The organism is Micromonospora sp. CPM1, assembly GCF_023896895.1.
Taxonomy (GTDB): domain Bacteria; phylum Actinomycetota; class Actinomycetes; order Mycobacteriales; family Micromonosporaceae; genus Micromonospora; species Micromonospora tulbaghiae.
The window spans coordinates 1-17,868 of the sequence record NZ_JAMHIU010000042.1 but is presented as its reverse complement, the minus strand read 5'-3'; the positions used below and the strand labels follow the sequence as shown (position 1 = coordinate 17,868).

General features: G+C 73.4%; 19 protein-coding genes. 9 read left to right on the top strand and 10 right to left on the bottom strand.

Translation table 11 applies throughout. The features are described from left to right. Nucleotides 1-78: 78 nt before the first annotated feature. The gene (locus M8C11_RS29155; protein WP_091417541.1) at nucleotides 79-636 is read right to left on the bottom strand and encodes a M23 family metallopeptidase; all 558 of its coding nucleotides are present in this window, start codon (nucleotides 634-636) and stop codon (nucleotides 79-81) included. Between the two features lie 103 nt (nucleotides 637-739). Beyond that, nucleotides 740-2,521: an ABC transporter ATP-binding protein gene (locus tag M8C11_RS29150; protein WP_374669357.1), complete on the bottom strand. Its 1,782-nt coding sequence runs from the start codon at nucleotides 2,519-2,521 to the stop codon at nucleotides 740-742. 106 nt (nucleotides 2,522-2,627) lie between these two features. Between M8C11_RS29150 and M8C11_RS29145 the strand changes: the two genes are divergently transcribed. The 4 genes from M8C11_RS29145 (at nucleotide 2,628) to M8C11_RS29130 (ending at nucleotide 6,174) form a co-directional block, all read left to right on the top strand. Further along, a complete protein-coding gene (locus M8C11_RS29145) occupies nucleotides 2,628-3,044 on the top strand; it encodes a MarR family winged helix-turn-helix transcriptional regulator (protein WP_252454598.1) in 417 nt (138 codons plus the stop codon). A gap of 83 nt (nucleotides 3,045-3,127) precedes the next feature. After that, nucleotides 3,128-3,496, top strand: a complete 369-nt coding sequence (locus tag M8C11_RS29140; RefSeq protein ID WP_252454597.1) for an SCP2 sterol-binding domain-containing protein — start codon at nucleotides 3,128-3,130, stop codon at nucleotides 3,494-3,496. Beyond that, a complete protein-coding gene (locus tag M8C11_RS29135; RefSeq protein WP_252454596.1) occupies nucleotides 3,489-5,576 on the top strand; it encodes a glycogen debranching N-terminal domain-containing protein in 2,088 nt (695 codons plus the stop codon). The genes M8C11_RS29140 and M8C11_RS29135 overlap by 8 nt, the downstream gene beginning before the upstream one ends. A gap of 10 nt (nucleotides 5,577-5,586) precedes the next feature. After that, a complete protein-coding gene (locus M8C11_RS29130) occupies nucleotides 5,587-6,174 on the top strand; it encodes a cysteine hydrolase (protein WP_071094681.1) in 588 nt (195 codons plus the stop codon). 62 nt (nucleotides 6,175-6,236) lie between these two features. On the opposite strand, the gene M8C11_RS29125 is transcribed toward M8C11_RS29130, so the two are convergent. The 8 genes from M8C11_RS29125 to M8C11_RS29090 all read right to left on the bottom strand — a co-directional run bounded on the left by M8C11_RS29125 (nucleotide 6,237) and on the right by M8C11_RS29090 (nucleotide 13,527). After that, complete coding sequence (locus M8C11_RS29125) at nucleotides 6,237-6,863, bottom strand: TetR/AcrR family transcriptional regulator (RefSeq protein ID WP_071094679.1); 627 nt, start codon at nucleotides 6,861-6,863, stop codon at nucleotides 6,237-6,239. A gap of 95 nt (nucleotides 6,864-6,958) precedes the next feature. Then, entirely contained in the window at nucleotides 6,959-8,230 is a 1,272-nt protein-coding gene (locus tag M8C11_RS29120; protein ID WP_252454595.1) for an ABC transporter substrate-binding protein, read from the bottom strand. Between the two features lie 50 nt (nucleotides 8,231-8,280). Beyond that, entirely contained in the window at nucleotides 8,281-9,426 is a 1,146-nt protein-coding gene (locus M8C11_RS29115; RefSeq protein WP_071094676.1) for a branched-chain amino acid ABC transporter permease, read from the bottom strand. After that, nucleotides 9,423-10,301 (bottom strand): branched-chain amino acid ABC transporter permease, encoded by an 879-nt coding sequence (locus tag M8C11_RS29110; RefSeq protein WP_071094675.1) that lies wholly within the window; start codon nucleotides 10,299-10,301, stop codon nucleotides 9,423-9,425. Before M8C11_RS29110 ends, M8C11_RS29115 begins: the two co-directional genes overlap by 4 nt. A 12-nt stretch (nucleotides 10,302-10,313) precedes the next feature. Continuing rightward, nucleotides 10,314-11,030 (bottom strand): ABC transporter ATP-binding protein, encoded by a 717-nt coding sequence (locus M8C11_RS29105; protein ID WP_071094673.1) that lies wholly within the window; start codon nucleotides 11,028-11,030, stop codon nucleotides 10,314-10,316. Continuing rightward, on the bottom strand, nucleotides 11,027-11,833 hold the full coding sequence (locus M8C11_RS29100; protein ID WP_071094671.1) for an ABC transporter ATP-binding protein: 807 nt from the start codon (nucleotides 11,831-11,833) through the stop codon (nucleotides 11,027-11,029). The genes M8C11_RS29105 and M8C11_RS29100 overlap by 4 nt, the downstream gene beginning before the upstream one ends. A gap of 138 nt (nucleotides 11,834-11,971) precedes the next feature. Beyond that, on the bottom strand, nucleotides 11,972-13,180 hold the full coding sequence (locus tag M8C11_RS29095; protein ID WP_252454594.1) for an RNA polymerase sigma factor: 1,209 nt from the start codon (nucleotides 13,178-13,180) through the stop codon (nucleotides 11,972-11,974). Beyond that, nucleotides 13,177-13,527: a YciI family protein gene (locus M8C11_RS29090; RefSeq protein ID WP_071094667.1), complete on the bottom strand. Its 351-nt coding sequence runs from the start codon at nucleotides 13,525-13,527 to the stop codon at nucleotides 13,177-13,179. Before M8C11_RS29090 ends, M8C11_RS29095 begins: the two co-directional genes overlap by 4 nt. On the opposite strand from M8C11_RS29090, the gene M8C11_RS29085 reads away from it, so the two are divergent. From M8C11_RS29085 to M8C11_RS29065, 5 genes are all read left to right on the top strand, one after another. Then, nucleotides 13,486-14,976 (top strand): NAD(P)/FAD-dependent oxidoreductase, encoded by a 1,491-nt coding sequence (locus M8C11_RS29085; protein WP_252454608.1) that lies wholly within the window; start codon nucleotides 13,486-13,488, stop codon nucleotides 14,974-14,976. The two genes, M8C11_RS29090 and M8C11_RS29085, sit on opposite strands and share 42 nt — an antisense overlap. Nucleotides 14,977-15,102: 126 nt before the next feature. Beyond that, nucleotides 15,103-15,849 (top strand): lysozyme, encoded by a 747-nt coding sequence (locus M8C11_RS29080; protein ID WP_252454593.1) that lies wholly within the window; start codon nucleotides 15,103-15,105, stop codon nucleotides 15,847-15,849. Nucleotides 15,850-15,920: 71 nt separating this feature from the next. Then, nucleotides 15,921-16,595 (top strand): peptidoglycan recognition family protein, encoded by a 675-nt coding sequence (locus M8C11_RS29075; protein WP_252454592.1) that lies wholly within the window; start codon nucleotides 15,921-15,923, stop codon nucleotides 16,593-16,595. Nucleotides 16,596-16,692: 97 nt separating this feature from the next. Further along, a complete protein-coding gene (locus tag M8C11_RS29070) occupies nucleotides 16,693-17,058 on the top strand; it encodes a helix-turn-helix transcriptional regulator (protein ID WP_120569558.1) in 366 nt (121 codons plus the stop codon). Continuing rightward, nucleotides 17,055-17,696, top strand: coding sequence for an SRPBCC family protein (locus M8C11_RS29065; RefSeq protein ID WP_252454591.1), 642 nt, complete (start codon nucleotides 17,055-17,057; stop codon nucleotides 17,694-17,696). The genes M8C11_RS29070 and M8C11_RS29065 overlap by 4 nt, the downstream gene beginning before the upstream one ends. Nucleotides 17,697-17,868 lie beyond the last annotated feature (172 nt).

The following is a 17,868-nucleotide window of genomic DNA, read 5'->3' as shown; positions in this document are numbered from 1 at the left end:
GCGCCACTCTACCCATTGGCGCTCTGTAAATCACGTCTTGCGGATCGGGTTTTCATCCCGGTCGGCGGGTGTCCCGGGTCAGCAGCCGTTGGTGCTGGTCTGGTTGCGCTTCAGCCCGTCGGACCAGGTCACGCCCTGGACGACCGCCACCACCACGCTGCCGTCGTGGATCTGCTCGTAGTGCAGGTGCGGGCTGAGGTCGTACTTCGCCGACGTCGCGCCGACCCGGCCGATGACGTCGCCGCGCTTCACGGTGTCGCCCTTGGCCACCGCGCGCGAGTTCAGGTGGGCGTACCGGGTGCGCCAGCCGTCGCCGTGCCCGATGACGATGGTGTTCCCGTAGCCGGAGGTGGTGGAGTAGTACGACTCCAGCACGGTCCCGGCGGCGCTGGCGACGGTCCGGCGGTTGAGGTCGTCGGGACTGCCGTTGGCGTCGTAGTGGTTCCAGTCGATCGCGTGGGCGGGGCTGTGCCCGTTCCAGTTGTTGCCCTGCCAGGTCTGGCCGCACAGGAACGGCATCCGGAAGCCCGGCCGGGCGGCCTGCGCGGGCTGCACGCCGAGCATCGCCCCGGCGACGACAGCGGTCGTGAGCAGCGCCGGCACGCGCCACCGGGCGGCGGTGGTCATCAGCGACATCGTTCCCCTCCTCGCATCGAGTGATCCGGGTCGATGCTATGGGCCGCGCGGACGTCGGGTAAATAGCTACACGGATGAATGCCCGGCCAAAACTTTCCTACGGTCAGCCGACCAGGGCGGCGTACCGGCCGCGCCGGTCCAGCAACGCGTCGTGGGTGCCGGACTCGACGATCCGGCCGTGGTCGAGCACCGCGATGCGGTCGGCGTCGCGGACGGTGGAGAGCCGGTGCGCGATGGTCACCACGGTGCGTCCGCGGGCCAGCTCGTCCAGCGCCCGCTGGACCGCGCGCTCGGTCTCGGTGTCCAGCGCGCTCGTCGCCTCGTCCAGCACCAGGATCCGCGGGTCGCGCAGCAGGGTCCGGGCGATCGCCAGGCGCTGCTGCTCGCCGCCGGAGAACCGGTGGCCGCGCGAGCCGACCATGGTGTCGTACCCGTCGGGCAGCGCGCTGATCAGGTCGTGGATGCGGGCGGCGCGGGCGGCGGCCTCGATGTCGGCGTCGGTGGCGTCCGGGCGCGCGTACCGGAGGTTGGCCCGCACGGTGCCGTGCAGCAGGTACGTCTCCTGGCTGACCACGCCCACGACGGCGGCCAGGTCGGCCGGGCGCAGGTCGCGCAGGTCGATCCCGTCGATGGTGATGCGGCCGGCGTCCGGGTCGTGCAGCCGGCTGATCAGCGCGGCGAGGGTGCTCTTGCCGGAGCCGGTCTCCCCCACCAGGGCGAGGCTGGTGCCGGCCGGGACGTCCAGGCTGACGCCCGCGAGGGCGGCGGTGTCGCTGCCCGGGTAGCTGAAGGTGACGTCCTCGATACGCAGGTGGCCGCGGGCGGTGGCCGGGTCCAGCGGGACCGGGCGGGCCGGCTCGGCGACCTCGACGGGCAGGTCGAGGTATTCGAAGATGCGGGCGAACAACGCCAGCGACGCGGTGAGCGTGACGCCGACGTTGAGCAGGCCCATCAGCGGCCGGAACAGGTTGCCCTGCAGGGCGGTGAACGCGACGAGCGTGCCGATGGTGAGCGTGCCGGCGGTGCCGGGCAGGCCGGCGCCCAGGTAGATCACCGCGGGGATGGCGGCGAAGACGATGCTCATGGCCGCCATCCGCCAGCGTCCGGCCAGCTCCGAGCGCAGTTCCAGGTCGACCAGGCGGGCCGAGGAGGCGGTGAACCGGTCGACCAGGGCCGGGCCGGTGCCGAGCGTCTTGGCCAGCCGTACGCCGCTGACCGACAGCCCCTCCTCGATGGTCACGGTGAGGTCGGCCAGTTCGCGCTGCCGCTGGGCGGTGATCTCCCGGCGCAGCCGGGCGACCCGGCGGGTGAGCCAGAGCGCGGGCGGCAGCACGACCGCCGAGACGAGGGTGAGGCGCCAGCTCAGCGCCAGCATGGCGATGGTGGTGGCGACCACTGTGGTGAGGTTGGCGGCGATCGAGGTGGCGGTGGAGGTGACCACCGCCTGCATGCCGCCGATGTCGTTGGTGATGCGCGACTGCACCTCGCCGGTGCGGGTGCGCACGAAGAAGCCGATCGACTGCCGCTGGAGGTGGGCGAAGACGTCGGCGCGCAGCCGGTGCATGACCTCCTGGCCGACGCGGGTGGAGATCCAGGTCTGCGCGACGCCGAGCACGGCGGTGACCGCGGCCACCGCGACCATGCCCGCGACCAGCCAGGCCAGCAGCGTCAGGTCGCGCTCGGGCAGGGCCCGGTCGATCACGGCACGCAGCAGGAACGGCGTAGCCATCGCGATGATCGAGGACGCCACGATGATCGCCACCACGGTGGCGAGCGGGCGGCGATGGGCGGTGAACAGTCCGCCGATCCGGCGCAGGGACACCTCGCGGGCCTGGGCCTTCTCGGCGGAGGAAACGGTTCGGCCGTCACGGCGGCCGTCGGGGATGCGATCCAAGGGTGCTCCTCATGTGGGGGACGATGCTGAGGTTGACGACAATGCTGAGGTTACCTCAACATGAGGGAGCAACACGAAATACTGCTACCGTATTCCCGTGAGCGGCAGCGACGAGGGCCTGGCCGAGACGTTCTGGGCGGTGACCCGCCGACTGCGGCACCAGACCAAACGCGCGCTGGAGCCGTGGGAGATCAGCCCCGGGCAGGCGCGGGCGCTCGGCGTGCTGATGCGCCACGGCGCGCTGCGGCCCGGCGCACTCGCAGAGCACCTGCGCATCGCGCCGCGCTCGGCCACCGAGGTGGTCGACGGGTTGCAGGAACGTGGCCTGGTCGAGCGCCGGCCCGACCCGGGCGACCGGCGGGCCACGCTTGTCGCCCCCACCGCCGAGGGCGAGCGGGTGGGCACCGCCATCCGGCAGGCGCGGGCCACCGAGGCGGAACGGTTCTTCGGCGCGCTCGCACCGGAGGACCGGACCGAGCTGGCCCGGATCCTGCGCCTGCTGCGCGAGGACTAGGTCTCCGGCTTCCCCGGTTTCACCCGTTCCGGGTGAGGCGACAAGCCCCCTGGCGGGGAATAGCGCCATCGGGAGGAGGGCCGATGGTCGACGCCACCGAAGAGTTCTTCCGGAGCCTGGGGCAGCGCGGGCAGCGCGGGCTGACAGCGCTCCACGAGGGCACCGTCCGGTTCGACATCGCCGGCGACGGCTCGGTCGACCACTGGCTGGTCTCCATCGCCCGCGGCGAGGTCACGGCGGCGCGGCAGGCCACCGGCGGGGACGCGGTCGTCCGGGCGGACCGGGCCGTCTTCGACCGGATCGCGCGGGGCGAGGCGTACTTCCTGACCACCGTCCTGCGCGGTGAGGCCGAGGTGGAGGGCAGCCCGCGGCTGTTCGCGACAGTACGCCGGCTGTTCCCCTCCCCGCCCGGTTCGCGCCCGGAACGACATCGGGGGGACGACGATGGGTGACGACCACGTCGGCATCTTCGACGGGACGATCTTCCTGGTCTGCGACCGGGCGGGCGACGTCGTCCCGGCGGCCGACGCCACCCACGGCCTGTTCGCCCACGACACCCGTCTGCTGTCCCGCTGGCAGCTCACCATCGACGGCGAGCGGCTCAGCACGCTGTCCATCGACGACATCCACTACTTCGAGAACCGGTTCTACCTGGTCCCGGGCAGTCAGGACGTCTACGTCAACAGCACACTCGCGGTGCGCCGGACCCACAGGCTGGACGCCGGACTCCAGGAGGACCTGCTCCTGGTCAACAACGACCGGCGGCCCGTCGACCTGACCGTGCGGATCGAGGTGGACGCCGACTTCGCGGACCTCTTCGCGGTCAAGGAGGGCACGACGAACCGCCGGGGGCGGCACTACCGGCGGGTCGACGGCCCGCGACTCGTCCTGGGGTACCAGCGCGAACGCTACCGCCGCGAGACGATCGTGTCGGCCACGGCCCCGGCGGAGGTGGACGAGAACGGCCTGACGCTGCGCGTGCACATCGAACCGCACGGCCGGTGGCAGACCCGGCTGACCGCCGAGCCGGACCTCCCCCTGCCCCGAGGGCTGGAGCGGCTCAGCCTGCCCGGGCGGGTCGAGGGCCACGCCCGGGACAAGCCCGCCGAGCTACGGGAGTGGCTGGACCGGGCGCCGCGCCTGGAGACCAGCTGGGGACCGCTGCAGAACACGTACCGGCAGAGCCTCATCGACCTGGCCGCGCTGCGGTTCAGCCCGTTCCTCGCCGGAGCCGGGTGCGTGCTGGCCGCCGGGCTGCCGTGGTTCATGTGCCTGTTCGGCCGCGACAGCATCCTCACCAGCCTCCAGGCGCTGCCGTTCGCACCCGAACTCGCCGCCACCACGCTGACCGTGCTCGCCTTCCGCCAGGGCAGCCGGATCGACGACTTCCGGAAGGAGGAGCCGGGCCGGATCCTGCACGAGATGCGCTACGGCGAGTCGACCGTCTTCGACGAGACACCGCACAGCCCCTACTTCGGCAGCGCGGACGCCACTCCCCTGTTCCTCGTGCTGCTCGACGAGTACGAGCGGTGGACCGGCGACGCCGCCCTCGTCCGCGCGGTGGAGCAGGAGGCGCGGGCGGCCGTCGACTGGATCGACCACTACGCCGACCGGGCCGGCAACGGGTACGTCTCCTACGAGCGGCGCAACCCGGTGAACGGCCTGGAGAACCAGTGCTGGAAGGACTCCTGGGACAGCATCTGCTACCGCGACGGCCGGCTGCCGGGCTTCCCGCGCGCCACCTGCGAGCTCCAGGGGTACGCGTACGACGCGAAGGTGCGCACCGCCCGGCTGGCCCGCGGGATCTGGCACGACCCGGCGTACGCGGACCGGCTGGAGCGGGACGCCGCCGACCTCAAGCGCCGCTTCAACCACGACTTCTGGATCGACGACGGCGAGTACATGGCGCTGGCGCTGGACGGCGACGGCCGCAAGGTGGACGCCCTGTCGTCGAACATCGGCCACCTGCTGTGGAGCGGCATCGTCGAGGAGCCGAAGGCCGAGGCCCTGGTGCGGCACCTGATGTCACCGGCGATGTTCAGCGGCTGGGGTGTCCGCACGCTGGCCGAGGGCGAGGCCCGCTACAACCCGGTCGGCTACCACGTCGGGACCATCTGGCCGTTCGACAACTCGTTCATCGCCTGGGGTCTGCGGCGCTACGGGTACGCCGAGGAGGCGGCCCGTATCGCGGCGGGCATCCTGGACGCGGCGGCGTTCTACGACGGCCGGCTGCCGGAGGCGTTCGCCGGGCATGCCCGGTCCGAGACCCGCTACCCGATCCGGTATCCGACCGCGTGCAGCCCGCAGGCCTGGTCGGCCGGCGCGCCGCTGCTGCTCCTGCGGACGATGCTCGGCCTGCGGCCGGTCGGCGACGATCTCGTGGCCCGGCCCGCCCTGCCTGCTAGCCTCGACTACGTGGCGTTGCTCGACGTCCCCGGCCGCTGGGGGCGCCTGGACGCCTTCGGCAGGAGCACCGCCGCCGGCGGCCTGAGCCGGTACGAGCTGGCTCCGCAGCAGCTCTCCGCACCGTGACGGGATCGACATGCAGCGCATCGACTGGGCGCACACCGCGGTCGTGGGCGTCCACTGGCAACACGAGGTGGTCAGCCCGGACGGCGTCTTCGGCCCGTTCTTCGCCGACCAGGTGGCCCGGCACGGCGTGGCGGCGAACGCGGCCCGGGTCGCCGCCGCCGCGCGGGCCGCGGGCGGCCTCGTGATCTTCACCCGGGTCGCCTACCGGCCCGGCTATCCGGACCTGATCGCCAACACCCCCAGCTTCGTCATGATCAGGGAGCGCGGGGCGTTCCTGGAGGGCGACCCGAAGACCCGGATCGTCGAGGACGTCGCGCGACAGCCGGGCGACGTCGTCGTCACCTCCACCCGGCTCGGCGGGTTCTCCGGCACCGACCTGGACCTGATCCTGCGCGGCCGTGGCGTGCGGACCGTCGTGTTCACCGGCGTCGCGACGAACCTGGCCGTCACCGCCACCGCCTACCAGGCGGTCGACAACGGGTACCGCATCGTCACCGTCTCCGACGCGTGCACGGCGGCCACCGACGAGCTGCACGACACCTACCTCAGCACGCTGGGCCAACTCGGCGAGGTCGTCGCCACCGGCGAGATCGCCTGACCGGCCGCCGGGACCGCTCAGCGCAGGCCGGCGGGAGCGCTCAGCGCAGGCCGCCGGGACGCTCAGCGCAGGCCGGCGGCGATCGCGTCGACCAGCAGCGCGCCGAGCGTGCGGGCCATCACGGCGCGGGCGGCGTCGACGTCGAGCCCCATCGAGTCGCGCATCATCGACCAGGCCGACCAGGTGCCGGCCACCGTGAGCGCGTCGAGCAACTGTTCCCTGCCCGGCCCGGCCTGCGCCAGCTCCGGGGCGAACACCGCCTCGATCTCCTGCCGGACCCGGGCGACCGCCGCCTCCCGGTTGCGGCGCAGCTGCGGGGAGAACGGCTCCCGCAGCGCCGACGCGCGGGCCGAGGGCGCCAGCACCTCCAGCAGCCGGGCACGCTGGTCGCAGAACGCGGCGATCCGGGCGGTCAGCGGCAGCTCCGGCGGCACCGGCCGCCAGAGCGCGGCCTGTCGCTCGCCGACCCGCCGCCCGGTCGCGGCGAACAGCGTCTCCATGTCCTTGAAGTTGGTCCAGAGCGTACGCAGCGACACCCCTGCTCGCTCGGCGATCCGTTCCCCGGTGGGCCGCAGGTCACCGGAGTCGATCAGGGCGAGGTGCGCCTCCACGATCGCGGCCCGGGTCCGCTCGGCCCGCGCCGCCCGGCCGTCCACCCGCTCCGGCGGGTCGGTCTCCAGCTCGATCATGGGTACGGGCTCTCCTGTTGCTCGTCTGCCGGCGGCCACTCTACGTGCGTGCCGCCGGGCGACCGGCACCCGGCCACCCGGCGACAGCACTGTGGTCAGGACGTCGGTACGGCGTCCGCCGGCGGGTTCGTCGGCGGCTCGGTGAACTCGGTGACCGCGCCGTCACCGTCGTCGGTGGTGTACGCGGGACCGAAGTACTCCTGCGCGCCGTTGCTCACCTTGGTCAGCCGGACGCCGCCGTAGCCGGCGTGCACGCCGTCGGCGTACCGGAAGGGGACCAGGCCGGGCCCGCGGAAGCCGCCCTTGCGCACGGCCTCGACCAGCTTCTCCCGGGTGGGGTCGGGCCCGGCGGCGAGCATCGCCTGGACGAACGTGTACGCCATCGAATAGCCGTAGATCGCGTTGCCGTCGACCGGGTTGCCCGCGTTGTACTTCTGGTGGATCTTGGTGAACTCCTGGATCCACGGGTTCGCGGTGTCACTCACGTTCGGCAGGTAGTTGTCGGCCACCATGCCCTCGAGGATCACCTTCTTGTCGCCGAGCTGCGCGGACAGCGTGGTGTAGTCGGCGCCCACGTTGGACACCACCCACTGCGCCTTGAAGCCCTGCCCGGCGGCCTGGCCCATGGCGAGCGCGGTGAAGCCGGGGATGGTCGCCGAGATGACCACCTGGCAGCCGGCCGCGCGCAGCGCGCCGATGGCCGGGCCGACCTGCTGGTTGGTGGTGGTGTACGTCTGCTTAGCCGCGACCGGGCCGAGGACCTGCTCGACGCCGGCCAGCGAGTCCCGCCCGAAGTCGTCGTTCTGCCCGAAGTGGCAGACCTTCGCGCCGGGGAACTCCCGCTTGACGTAGCCGGCCAGGATCTTGCCCTCGACGGTGTAGTCGGGCTGCCAGCCGAACGTGGTCGGGTACTTGTCCGGCTGGTTCCAGTTGCGGCTGCCGGAGGCGACGAACAGGTCCGGCACCTTCTGCGTCTTGACGAACTCCAGCACGTTCGTGTGCGTGGGCGTGCCCAGGCCGCCGAGCAGCGCGAAGACCTTGTCGTCGAGCACCAGCTTGCGGACCACGTTCTCGGTGTTGGCGGGGTTGTAGCCGTCGTCCATGACCTTGTAGACGATCTTCCGGCCGTGCACACCGCCCTTGCTGTTGACGTGCTCGAAGTACGCCTTCGTGGCGGCGGAGATCTTCGAGTAGCCGGGCGCGGCCGGTCCGGTGAGCGGTTGGTGGGTGCCGATGACGACCTCGGAGTCGCTGACGCCGGGGACGTTCTCGGCGGCTTGCTTCTCGTCGTCGGCGCAGGCGGGCAACGCGGCCAGCAGGGCCAGGCCGGTGGCGGCCGCGAGAACGCGGCGGGTGGTGGGGCGCATGGTTCTCCAATCCGGTGCGACGGTGCGAACGGTGGGTGGAACCGGTGGGGTCAGCGGTCCGGCGACCGGCGGGGCGCGCGCCGGCTGCGGACGGCCGCGCGCAGCCGGGCGCCGACGGCGCGCACACCGCCCTGGAGGCCGCCCGGGGCGGCGAGCATGACGACGATGAGGATCAGGCCGAACACGGCGAGCGCGAGGTTGCCCTCCAGCCGCTGGGCCAGCCCGGCGGAGAGGTCGAGGTGTTCGGTGAGCAGGCCGGGCAGGTCCTGGAGCGCCACCAGCAGCACCGCTCCCCAGACCGCGCCGGCCAGGCTGCCCAGGCCGCCGATCACGATCGCCATGAGCAGGAACAGCGACAGGTCCAGCGGGAACTTGCCGGGCGCGACGGTGGCGGTGAGCATGGCGTACACGCCGCCGCCCAGGCCGGCGCAGGCGGCGCTGACCACGAACGCGAGCACCTGCGTGCGGGCCACCGGGATGCCGGCGAGCCGGGCCGCGACCTCGTCGTCGCGGACCGCCCGCAGGGACCGGCCGAAGCGGCTGCGCACCAGGTTGGCCAGCAGCAGCATGGTGAGCAGCGCGGCGGCCAGCGCGATCCAGGCCAGCCAGCGTTCCGGCTGGAAGTAGGCGCCGAGCGCCGCCGGTGGCGTCTGCGCCGGGAACGGCAGTCCCTGCTCGCCGTTGAACACGCCGGTGAAGATCGTGGTGACCGCCGGGACGAGCGTCGCCACGGCCAGTGTCACGCCGGCCAGGTAGGGCCCGCGCAGCCGGGCCGCCGCCAGCCCGACCACGAGCCCGCCGAGCGCGGTCACCGCGACGGCGGCGAGCAGCGACGCGGGCAGCGTCCACCAGCCGCGTACGGCCCGCTCGTCGAGGGCCTGCTGGGTCAGGGCCATGGTGTACGCGCCGGTGGCCATCAGCGCGCCGTGCCCGAGGGAGAGCTGGCCGTTGAGCCCGACCAGCACGGTGTGCCCGGCGGTGACGCAGAGGAACGCGCAGACGCGCGCCACCTGGAGGTTCTGGTACGGCGCGAGCTGGTTGGTGACCAGCACGACGAGCGTGCCGAAGAACACGGCCACCGCCAGGTGACGCAGCAGTGTGGAGCCGCGCGCCTCGCGTCCGGCCGGTGCGCCGGGGAGCAGCCGCCGCAGCGCCGACGGTGCGGCGGGGGCGACCTCGGTGGGGGTGCTCGTCACACGTGCCTCGCTCTCGCCGCGGAGAAGAGCCCGCCGGGGCGGACCAGCAGGACGGCCAGCAGCAGCACCAGGACGGCCAGCGGGGTGGTGTCCGGTCCCAGGTAGCCGGTGACGTAGGACAGGATCAGCCCGACCAGCAGGCCGCCGACGACGGCGCCGACCGGGCTGTCCAGGCCGCCGACCACGGCGGCGGTGAACGCGACCACGAAGACCAGGTCCATGGCGTGCGAGTGCAGGCCGAGTCCGGTGGGGACGACCAGCATCCCGGCCAGCGCACCGACCCCGGCGGCGAGCGCCCAGCCCAGCGTGAGCATCCGGCCGACGCTGACGCCGAGCAGCCGGGACACCTCGGGGGCGAACGCGGCGGCCCGCATCCGCAGGCCGACCGGGGTACGGGTGAACAGCAGCGCGAGCAGCGCCACCACCGTGAGCGCCGAGCCGAGCACCCACAGGTCGTACGGGGACAGCGCGGCCACCCCGGCGATGGTGAGCGCGTCGGTGTCGAACGGCGCCGGGGCGGGCCGGTAGTCGTTGCCGAAGACCATGCCGAGCACCGCCTGGATGACGAGCACCAGGCCGAGCGCGACGATCACCTGGTTGAGCGGGCCGCCGGGGCCGGCGAACCGCATCAGCACCCGCTCCACCAGCGCGCCCAGGGCCAGTCCGGACAGGATCGCGGCGGCCAGGCCCAGCCAGTACGAGCCGGTGGCGGAGACGACCGCGTACCCGACGTAGGCGGTGGCCACGGCCATCGCGCCCTGGGCGAAGTTGACCACCCGGGCGGCCCGCCAGATGAGCACCAGCGCGAGCGCGAACGCCGCGTAGACCGCCCCGGCGGCGAGCCCGTCGAAGGTGAGGAACCAGAACCGCTCCATCCGCGCCCCTTCCTAGAATCCGAGGTACGCGTGCCGGAGCTGGTCGTCGTCGCGCAGCCGGGCGGCCGGCGCGGCCGTCACGACCTGCCCGAGCGACATGACGATGCCCTGGTCGGCGACGGACAGCGCGGTGCGCACGTTCTGCTCGACGAGCAGCACGGTGAGCCCTCGTTCGTCGCGCAGCCGCCGCAGCAGCGCCATGATCTGCGCGGCCACCTTGGGCGCCAGCCCGAGCGACGGCTCGTCGAGCAGCAGCAGCCGGGGACGGGCGATCAGCGCCCGGCCGATCGCGAGCATCTGGCGTTCCCCGCCGGAGAGCTGGTGTCCGGCGTGGTCGCGTCGGCGGGCCAGCGCGGGGAACAGCTCGTACACCTCGTCCAGCGCGCGCCGGGCGTCGGCCCGGTCGCGCCGCCACAGCCCGCCCAGGCGCAGGTTCTCCGCCACCGTCAGCTCGGTCACCACGCCGCGTCCCTCCGGCACGTGCGCGAGGCCGCGCCGGACCAGGTGTTCCACCCGGACGCCGCGCAGGTCCTCGCCCGCGTACCGGACCCGGCCGCCGGTGGGCCGGAGCAGACCCGAGAGGGTACGCAGCAGCGTGGTCTTGCCCGCGCCGTTGGCGCCGAGCACGGCGGTGACGGTGCCGGCCGGGACGGTGAACGCGACGTCGCGCAGCACCGGCACCGGTCCGTAGCCGCAGCTGAGCGCCTCGACCTCCAGCACGGCGGTCACAGCGTGCTCCCCTCGGTCGGCACGTCGGCGCCCAGGTACGCCTCGGTGACCCGGGGGTCGTCGCGGATGCGCTCCGGCGGGCCGGCCGCGATCACCTTGCCGAAGTCGAGCACCACCAGTTCGTGGCAGACGGACATGACCAGGTCCATGTGGTGCTCGACGAGCAGCACGGCACAGCCGTCGTCGCGTTCGGGCAGCGCGCGGACCAGGTCGGCCAGCTCGGCCACGTCGTCGGCGCCGAGACCGCCGGCCGGCTCGTCGAGCAGCAGCAGCCGGGGGCGGGCGATCAGCGCGCGGGCCAGCGCGACCCGCTTGCGGACCGGGTACGGCAGGGTGGCCGGCGCCGCGTCGGCGTACTTCCCGATGCCCAGCTCGGCGAGCAGGTCCAGCGCCGCCGCGCGCAGCCGCCGCTCGTCGTTGTCGCTGCGGGGCAGGCCGAACAGCGCGGAGGCGAAGCCGGCGCGGGCGGTGTGGCTCGCGCCGGCGACCACGTTCTCCAGCACTGTGAGCCCGGCGAACAGCCCGACGCCCTGGAGCGTGCGGGCGATGCCGAGCCGGGTGAGGGCGTGCGGGCTGGGCCGGAACGGCCGGCCGTCCAGGGTGAGCGAACCCTCGGTCGGCCGGACGAAGCCGCAGACCACGTTGAACAGGGTGGTCTTGCCGGCGCCGTTGGGCCCGATCACGCCGACGACCCGGCCGGGCGGCACCCGCAGCGAGACGTCGTCGAGGGCGACCAGGCCGCCGAAACGTACGCCGACGTGGTGCAGTGCCAGGCCGTCGGCGGCTGTGGCCGGTGGGCTCATCGTCACCTCGTGCCGGTCGACGGAGCGGGAAAACTAATTACACCGGGAGTGTACTTTTCTCTGCCGCCGCGTCAATGCCCCGACGATCACGGTTCATTCGCCGGGGTTACCGGCCTCCAACGTGCACTGTCGGTGTGATCATCTCGGCATGCGGTCGCGGGCGCGGCGCAGGAACGTCTGCTCCGCCGCGTTACCCGTCCCGGCGATCGCCGCGTCGTACGCCGCCCGGGCCTGCGCCGGGCGGTCCAGGCGGCGCAGCAGGTCGGCCCGGATCGCGTGCCACACGTGGTAGCCGCCCAGGTCCAGACCGTCCACAGCGGCCAGCCCGGCCGCCGGTCCGCGTACCTCGGCCAGCGCGACGGCCCGGTTCAGCGCCACCACCGGCCCGGGCGCGACGGCCGTCAACTGGTCGTAGAGCGCCAGGATCTGCCCCCAGTCGGTGGCGGCGGCGGTGGGCGCGTCCGCGTGCACCGCGCCGATCGCGGCCTGGATCTGGTACGGGCCGGGCCGGCCCCGCCGCAGGCACCGGCGGACCAGTTCCTGCCCCTCGGCGATCAACTCCCGGTCCCACCGGCCGCGGTCCTGCTCGGACAGCGAGACCGGCACCCCGTCCGGGCCGGTCCGGGCGGCGCGGCGCGCCTCGGTGAGCAGCATCAGCGCGAGCAGGCCGAGCGCCTCCGGCTCGTCCGGCATCAACGTCACCAGCAGCCGGCCCAGCCGGATCGCCTCGGCGCCCAGTTCGGCGCGGCCCAGCCGCTCCCCCGCGCTCGCCGTGTGCCCCTCGTTGAAGATCAGGTACACCACGGTGAGCACCCCGCGCAGCCGGTCCGGCAGGTCCGCGTCGCGCGGCACCCGGTACGGGATACCGGCGTCGCGGATCTTCGCCTTGGCCCGGACCAGGCGCTGGGCCATCGTCGTCTCCGGCACCAGGAAGGCCCGCGCGATCTCGGCGGTGCTCAGGCCGCCGAGCAGGCGCAGCGTCAACGCCACCCGGGCGGGAGCGGCGAGCGCCGGGTGGCAGCAGGTGAAGATCAGGCGCAGGCGGTCGTCGGGCACGGGCCCCTCCTCGGCGGGCGGGTCGTCGGCGGCGTGCAGCAGGGCGGCCTCGGCGTGCCGCGCCTCCCGGGTCGCCTCGCGCCGCAACCTGTCGATCGCCCGGTTCCGGGCGGTGGTGATGATCCAGCCGGCCGGACTGGGCGGCGGTCCGTCGGCGGCCCAGCGCGTCACGGCGATCGCGAACGCCTCCTGGACCGCCTCCTCGGCGAGGTCGATGTCGCCGAGGAGACGGACCAGGACGGCTACCGCGCGGCCGTACTCGGCCCGGAAGACGCGTTCGACGTCGGTCATCCCTCGCCCTGGAACGGGCGGACCTCGATCGGCAGCGTGGTGGCCAGGGCGTAGCGGCGGCCCCAGTCCAGCGCGGCGTCCAGGTCCGGCGCCCGGATGACGGTGACGCCACCCAGGTACTCCTTGCCCTCGGCGAACGGCCCGTCGGTGACCAGCACCTCGTCACCGGCCGGGCGCAGCACGGTGGCGGTCTGCGGGTCGTGCAGGCCGTTGCCGAACACCCAGCACCCGGCCTCCCGCAGGTCCCGGCCGATGGCCTCGACCTCGCGCATCACCCCGGCCAGGAACTCCGGGTCCGGACGGCCCTGGCCGGCCGGCTGGTACATGCTGATCAGGTACTGCTTCATCGGCTTCTCCTCGTCACCGCCGGACGGCCCCGCGCCGTCCCTTCACCCTCCACACGAACGGTGGGCGCCCGTTTCGACACGCCGGTCCGGGTGAATCCGGCCGGGAGCGGGGTACGCCGACGCGTGCGCCGCCACCGGGTCGTCGTCGTGGGCGCCGGGTTCTCCGGCCTGGCCTGCGCGCTCGCGCTGGACGCGGCCGGCGCGCAGGTGCGGCTGCTGGAGGCGCGGGACCGCGTGGGCGGCCGGACACTGAGCCGCCCGCTGCCCGGCGGCGGCTGGCTGGATCTCGGCGCGCAGTGGATCGGCCCGACCCAGGACCGGATGTACGCGCTCGTCGCCGCGTACGGCCTGACCACCTTTCCCTCCCCCGCGTACGGTGCGCCGACGCTGCTGCTCGGCGGGCGCCCGGCCACCGGCGAACCGCCCGGGCTGTCCGGGCTGCTCGGCACGCTCGACGAGATGGCGGCCGGGCTCGACCCGGCCGCGCCGTGGCGGGCGGACGACGCGGTCCGGTGGGACCGGATCACGCTGGGCGGCTGGCTCGACGCGAGCGCGGCCGACCCGGTCACCGCCCGGTACGCGGGCCGGCTGCTCGCCGGTGGGCTGCTGGCCGCCTCACCGGACGAGGTCTCGCTGCTGCACATGCTGTTCTACCTGCGCAGCGGCGGCGGCACCCGGTCGCTGCTGCGCATGGCCGGTGGCGCCCAGCAGGACCGGCTGGTCGGCGGCCCGGCCGTGCTGGCCGAGCGGATGGCCGCCGCGCTGCCGCCGGGGAGCCTGTGCCTGCGCGCGCCGGTGGACGGCGTCGCGCAGGACGGCGACGGCGTGCGGGTGCGCGCCGGCGGCGAGACGTACCGCGGCGACGCGGTGGTGGTGGCGCTGGCGCCGGCGCTGGCCGGGCGCATCCGGTACGACCCGCCGCTGCCGCCGCTGCGCGACGGGCTGACCCAGCGGATGCCGATGGGTGTGGCACTGAAGGTGCACGCGCTCTACCCGGAGCCGTTCTGGCGCGCCGACGGCCGTTCCGGCGTGTCCAGCACCGACACCGGGCCGCTCACCGAGACGGTGGACAACTCGTTGCCGGACGCGCCGGGCGGGGTGCTCACCGCGTTCAGCTACGGGGCACAGGCCCGGGCGTTGCGCCGGCTGCCGGACGACGCGCGCCGGGACGCGCTGCGCGAGGCGCTCTCCGCGATCTTCGGCCCGGCCGCCGCGCGCCCCGACGACCTCGTCGAGTACGACTGGTCGGCCGACGAGTGGACGCGCGGCTGCTTCTGCGGCGTCCTGCCGCCCGGCGCGTGGTGTGCGTACGGCCCCGAGTTGCGGACGCCGGCGGGCCGGGTGCACTGGGCCGGCACCGAGACGGCGACCCGGTGGAACGGCTACCTGGAGGGCGCGGTGACCGCCGGCGAGCGCGCCGCCGCCGAGGCGCTCGCCCAGCTCGGCTGAGCACCCTATCCAGTGAGATTCTTCGATGCAATCTATTGAAAAGTTTCTCCGCCCTGTGACCTAATGACGACAGTTCCTTTCGTCATACTCCCGCCGCCGGAGCGCGGCAACCCCCAGGGAGGACAGATGCACCGTTCGATCCGATCGGCGCTGCGCGCGGCCGGAGCCGCGCTGCTCGCCACCGCCACCGTCGCCGCGGCGACCCTGTTCGGGGCGGCCCCCGCCGGCGCCGCCCCGGCCGGGCTGCCCGGCATGGACGTGTCCAGCTACCAGGGCAACGTGAACTGGTCCGGGGCGTGGGCCAACGGCGCCCGGTTCGCGTACGTCAAGGCGACCGAGGGCACGTACTACACCAACCCGTACTTCGCGCAGCAGTACAACGGCTCGTACAACGTCGGGATGATCCGCGGCTCGTACCACTTCGCCCGCCCGGACACCACGAGCGGCGCCACCCAGGCCAACTACTTCGTCGACCACGGCGGCGGCTGGTCGAAGGACGGGCGGACGCTGCCCGGCGCGCTGGACATCGAGTACAACCCGTACGGCGCGACCTGCTACGGGCTGAGCCAGGCGTCGATGCGCAGCTGGATCGCCTCGTTCGTCAACCAGTACTACGCCCGCACCGGCCGGTGGGCCACCATCTACACCACCACCGACTGGTGGAGCACCTGCACCGGCAACACCTCGCAGTTCGCCGCCAACAACCCGCTGTGGATCGCCAGGTACTCCAGCAGCGTCGGCACGCTGCCGGCCGGCTGGAGCACGTACTCGTTCTGGCAGTGGTCCTCCTCCGGGGTCTTCCCCGGTGACCAGAACGTCTGGAACGGCTCGCTCGACCGGCTGCGCGTCCTGGCCTGCAACGGACCCTGCTGACCCCGGCACGGGCGTGGCGGGCGGTGCCGGTCCCGCCACGCCCGGCCGTCTCTCTTCCCCAGGAGGCTGCGATGCCTGCCCATGTCCCCCGGCGGACCGTGCTGCGCGGCGCGGTCCTGCTCGGCGCCGCCGCCGGCGTCGGCGCGCTGACCCAGATCGGCTCCGGCCCCGACGCGCGGGCCGCCGCCACCCGGGTCGACCAGCCGACCATCGCCAACTGCGCGACCTGGGGCGCCCGCCCGCCCTCGTCGCCAGTGAGCGTGGTGGCCAGCCGGCCCAACAAAATCATCGTCCACCACACGGCGTTCCCGAACACCACCGACTACAGCCTCGCCCAGGCGTACCGCAACTCCCGCGACATCCAGAACCTGCACATGGACAGCAACGGCTGGCTCGACTCCGGGCAGCACTTCACCAACAGCCGGGGCGGCTACCTGACCGAGGGCCGGCACGGCAGCCTCTACGCGCTGCTGCACGGCCAGACCATGGTGCAGGGCGCGCACTGCGTCGGGCAGAACAGCCAGGCCATCGGCATCGAGAACGACGGCATCTACGTGGACGTGCAGCCGCCGCAGGCGCTGTGGAGCAGCCTGGTCACGTTCTGCGCGTTCACCTGCCAGCAGTACGGCATCGCGCCCACCGAGATCTACGGGCACAAGGACTTCAACGACACGCAGTGCCCGGGCCTGCTGCACGGCCGCCTGCCGGAGCTGCGCCGTACCGTCGCCGCCCGTCTCGGCGGCTGACCACGGGGGTACGCGGGGCGCCCGGGTGCGACGGGCGCCCCGCGTCGTGTCAGCGTTATTCCTCGCTTATATAAGCGTCGCCTGATATACATGGGTCGTGCACGCCTTCGACGTCCTCGGCGACCCGGTCCGCCGCCGGATCCTGGAACTGCTCGCCCACGGCGAGCAACCCGCCGGCGCGCTCGGCGAGACCGTGCGGCGCGAGTTCGGCATCAGCCAGCCCGCCGTCTCGCAGCACCTCAAGGTGCTGCGCGAGCACGGCTTCGCCACTGTGCGCGCCGACGGCACCCGCCGGCTCTACGCCGTGGACCCCGGCCCGCTGCGCGAGATCGACGCATGGCTGGACGGGTTCCGCCGCTTCTGGACGCCGCCACTGGCGGCGCTCGCCACCGAGCTGGCCCGGGGCCGCCGCGAACGACGGCTGCGCGAGGACACCACCGACGACGAGAGGACCGACCCATGATCGACGTGACCGGACAGATCAGCGCCGTCGAGCGCCACATCGGCGCCCGTACGCTCCCCGCCGGGCAGGCGCGGGTGCTCACCATCGCCCAGACGTACGACGCGCCGGTCGCCGACGTCTTCGACGCCTGCACGAACCCGGAACGCATACCCCGCTGGTTCCTGCCGGTCTCCGGTGACCTGAGCCTCGGCGGCCGCTACCAGTTGGAGGGCAACGCCGTCGGCACCGTCGAACGCTGCGACCCGCCGCACGGCTTCGCCGCAACCTGGGAGTTCGGCGGCGAGGTGAGCTGGATCGAGGTGCGGTTGCGCGAGGCGGGACCGGGGCGTACCCGCTTCGAGCTGGAACACGTCGCGCACGTCGACGACCAGCGGTGGGCCGAGTACGGTCCGGGCGCGGTCGGCATCGGCTGGGACCTGGCGCTGGTCGGCCTGGCCTCCCACTTCGCCGCCGACGGCACGGGCGTCGACCCGGCCGCCGCAGCCGACTGGATGGCCTCACCCGAGGGCCTGCGCTTCGTCACCGAGTCCAGCAACAGTTGGACGAGGGCAAGCATCGAGGCCGGCACCCCCACCGAGCAGGCACAAACCGCAGGCACCCGAGTAACCGCGTTCTACACAGGCGCCCCCACCCCCTAACCCCCTCCCCCGCCCTCCCCCTCCCCCTCTCCCTCTCCCTCTCCCCGTCGACGCTTCTATAGGTGGGCCGGTTCCGGGAGGTTGGTATCGGTAGGGTTCGACGTTGGTGATCTATGGGTGACTCATGCAAGATCTGGCCGCTGTCAGTTGGTGTGCCGTGGCGTCGACTTGT

Excerpts from the sequence above, each read along its gene's own strand:
- M8C11_RS29080 (WP_252454593.1), top strand. The coding sequence starts at position 15,103 with ATGCACCGTTCGATCCGATCGGCGCTGCGCGCGGCCGGAGCCGCGCTG.
- M8C11_RS29090 (WP_071094667.1), bottom strand. The coding sequence starts at position 13,527 with ATGAAGCAGTACCTGATCAGCATGTACCAGCCGGCCGGCCAGGGCCGT.
- M8C11_RS29110 (WP_071094675.1), bottom strand. The coding sequence starts at position 10,301 with ATGGAGCGGTTCTGGTTCCTCACCTTCGACGGGCTCGCCGCCGGGGCG.
- M8C11_RS29125 (WP_071094679.1), bottom strand. The coding sequence starts at position 6,863 with ATGATCGAGCTGGAGACCGACCCGCCGGAGCGGGTGGACGGCCGGGCG.
- M8C11_RS29100 (WP_071094671.1), bottom strand. The coding sequence starts at position 11,833 with ATGAGCCCACCGGCCACAGCCGCCGACGGCCTGGCACTGCACCACGTC.
- M8C11_RS29095 (WP_252454594.1), bottom strand. The coding sequence starts at position 13,180 with ATGACCGACGTCGAACGCGTCTTCCGGGCCGAGTACGGCCGCGCGGTA.
- M8C11_RS29130 (WP_071094681.1), top strand. The coding sequence starts at position 5,587 with ATGCAGCGCATCGACTGGGCGCACACCGCGGTCGTGGGCGTCCACTGG.
- M8C11_RS29155 (WP_091417541.1), bottom strand. The coding sequence starts at position 636 with ATGTCGCTGATGACCACCGCCGCCCGGTGGCGCGTGCCGGCGCTGCTC.
- M8C11_RS29135 (WP_252454596.1), top strand. The coding sequence starts at position 3,489 with ATGGGTGACGACCACGTCGGCATCTTCGACGGGACGATCTTCCTGGTC.
- M8C11_RS29140 (WP_252454597.1), top strand. The coding sequence starts at position 3,128 with ATGGTCGACGCCACCGAAGAGTTCTTCCGGAGCCTGGGGCAGCGCGGG.
- M8C11_RS29065 (WP_252454591.1), top strand. The coding sequence starts at position 17,055 with ATGATCGACGTGACCGGACAGATCAGCGCCGTCGAGCGCCACATCGGC.
- M8C11_RS29075 (WP_252454592.1), top strand. The coding sequence starts at position 15,921 with ATGCCTGCCCATGTCCCCCGGCGGACCGTGCTGCGCGGCGCGGTCCTG.
- M8C11_RS29120 (WP_252454595.1), bottom strand. The coding sequence starts at position 8,230 with ATGCGCCCCACCACCCGCCGCGTTCTCGCGGCCGCCACCGGCCTGGCC.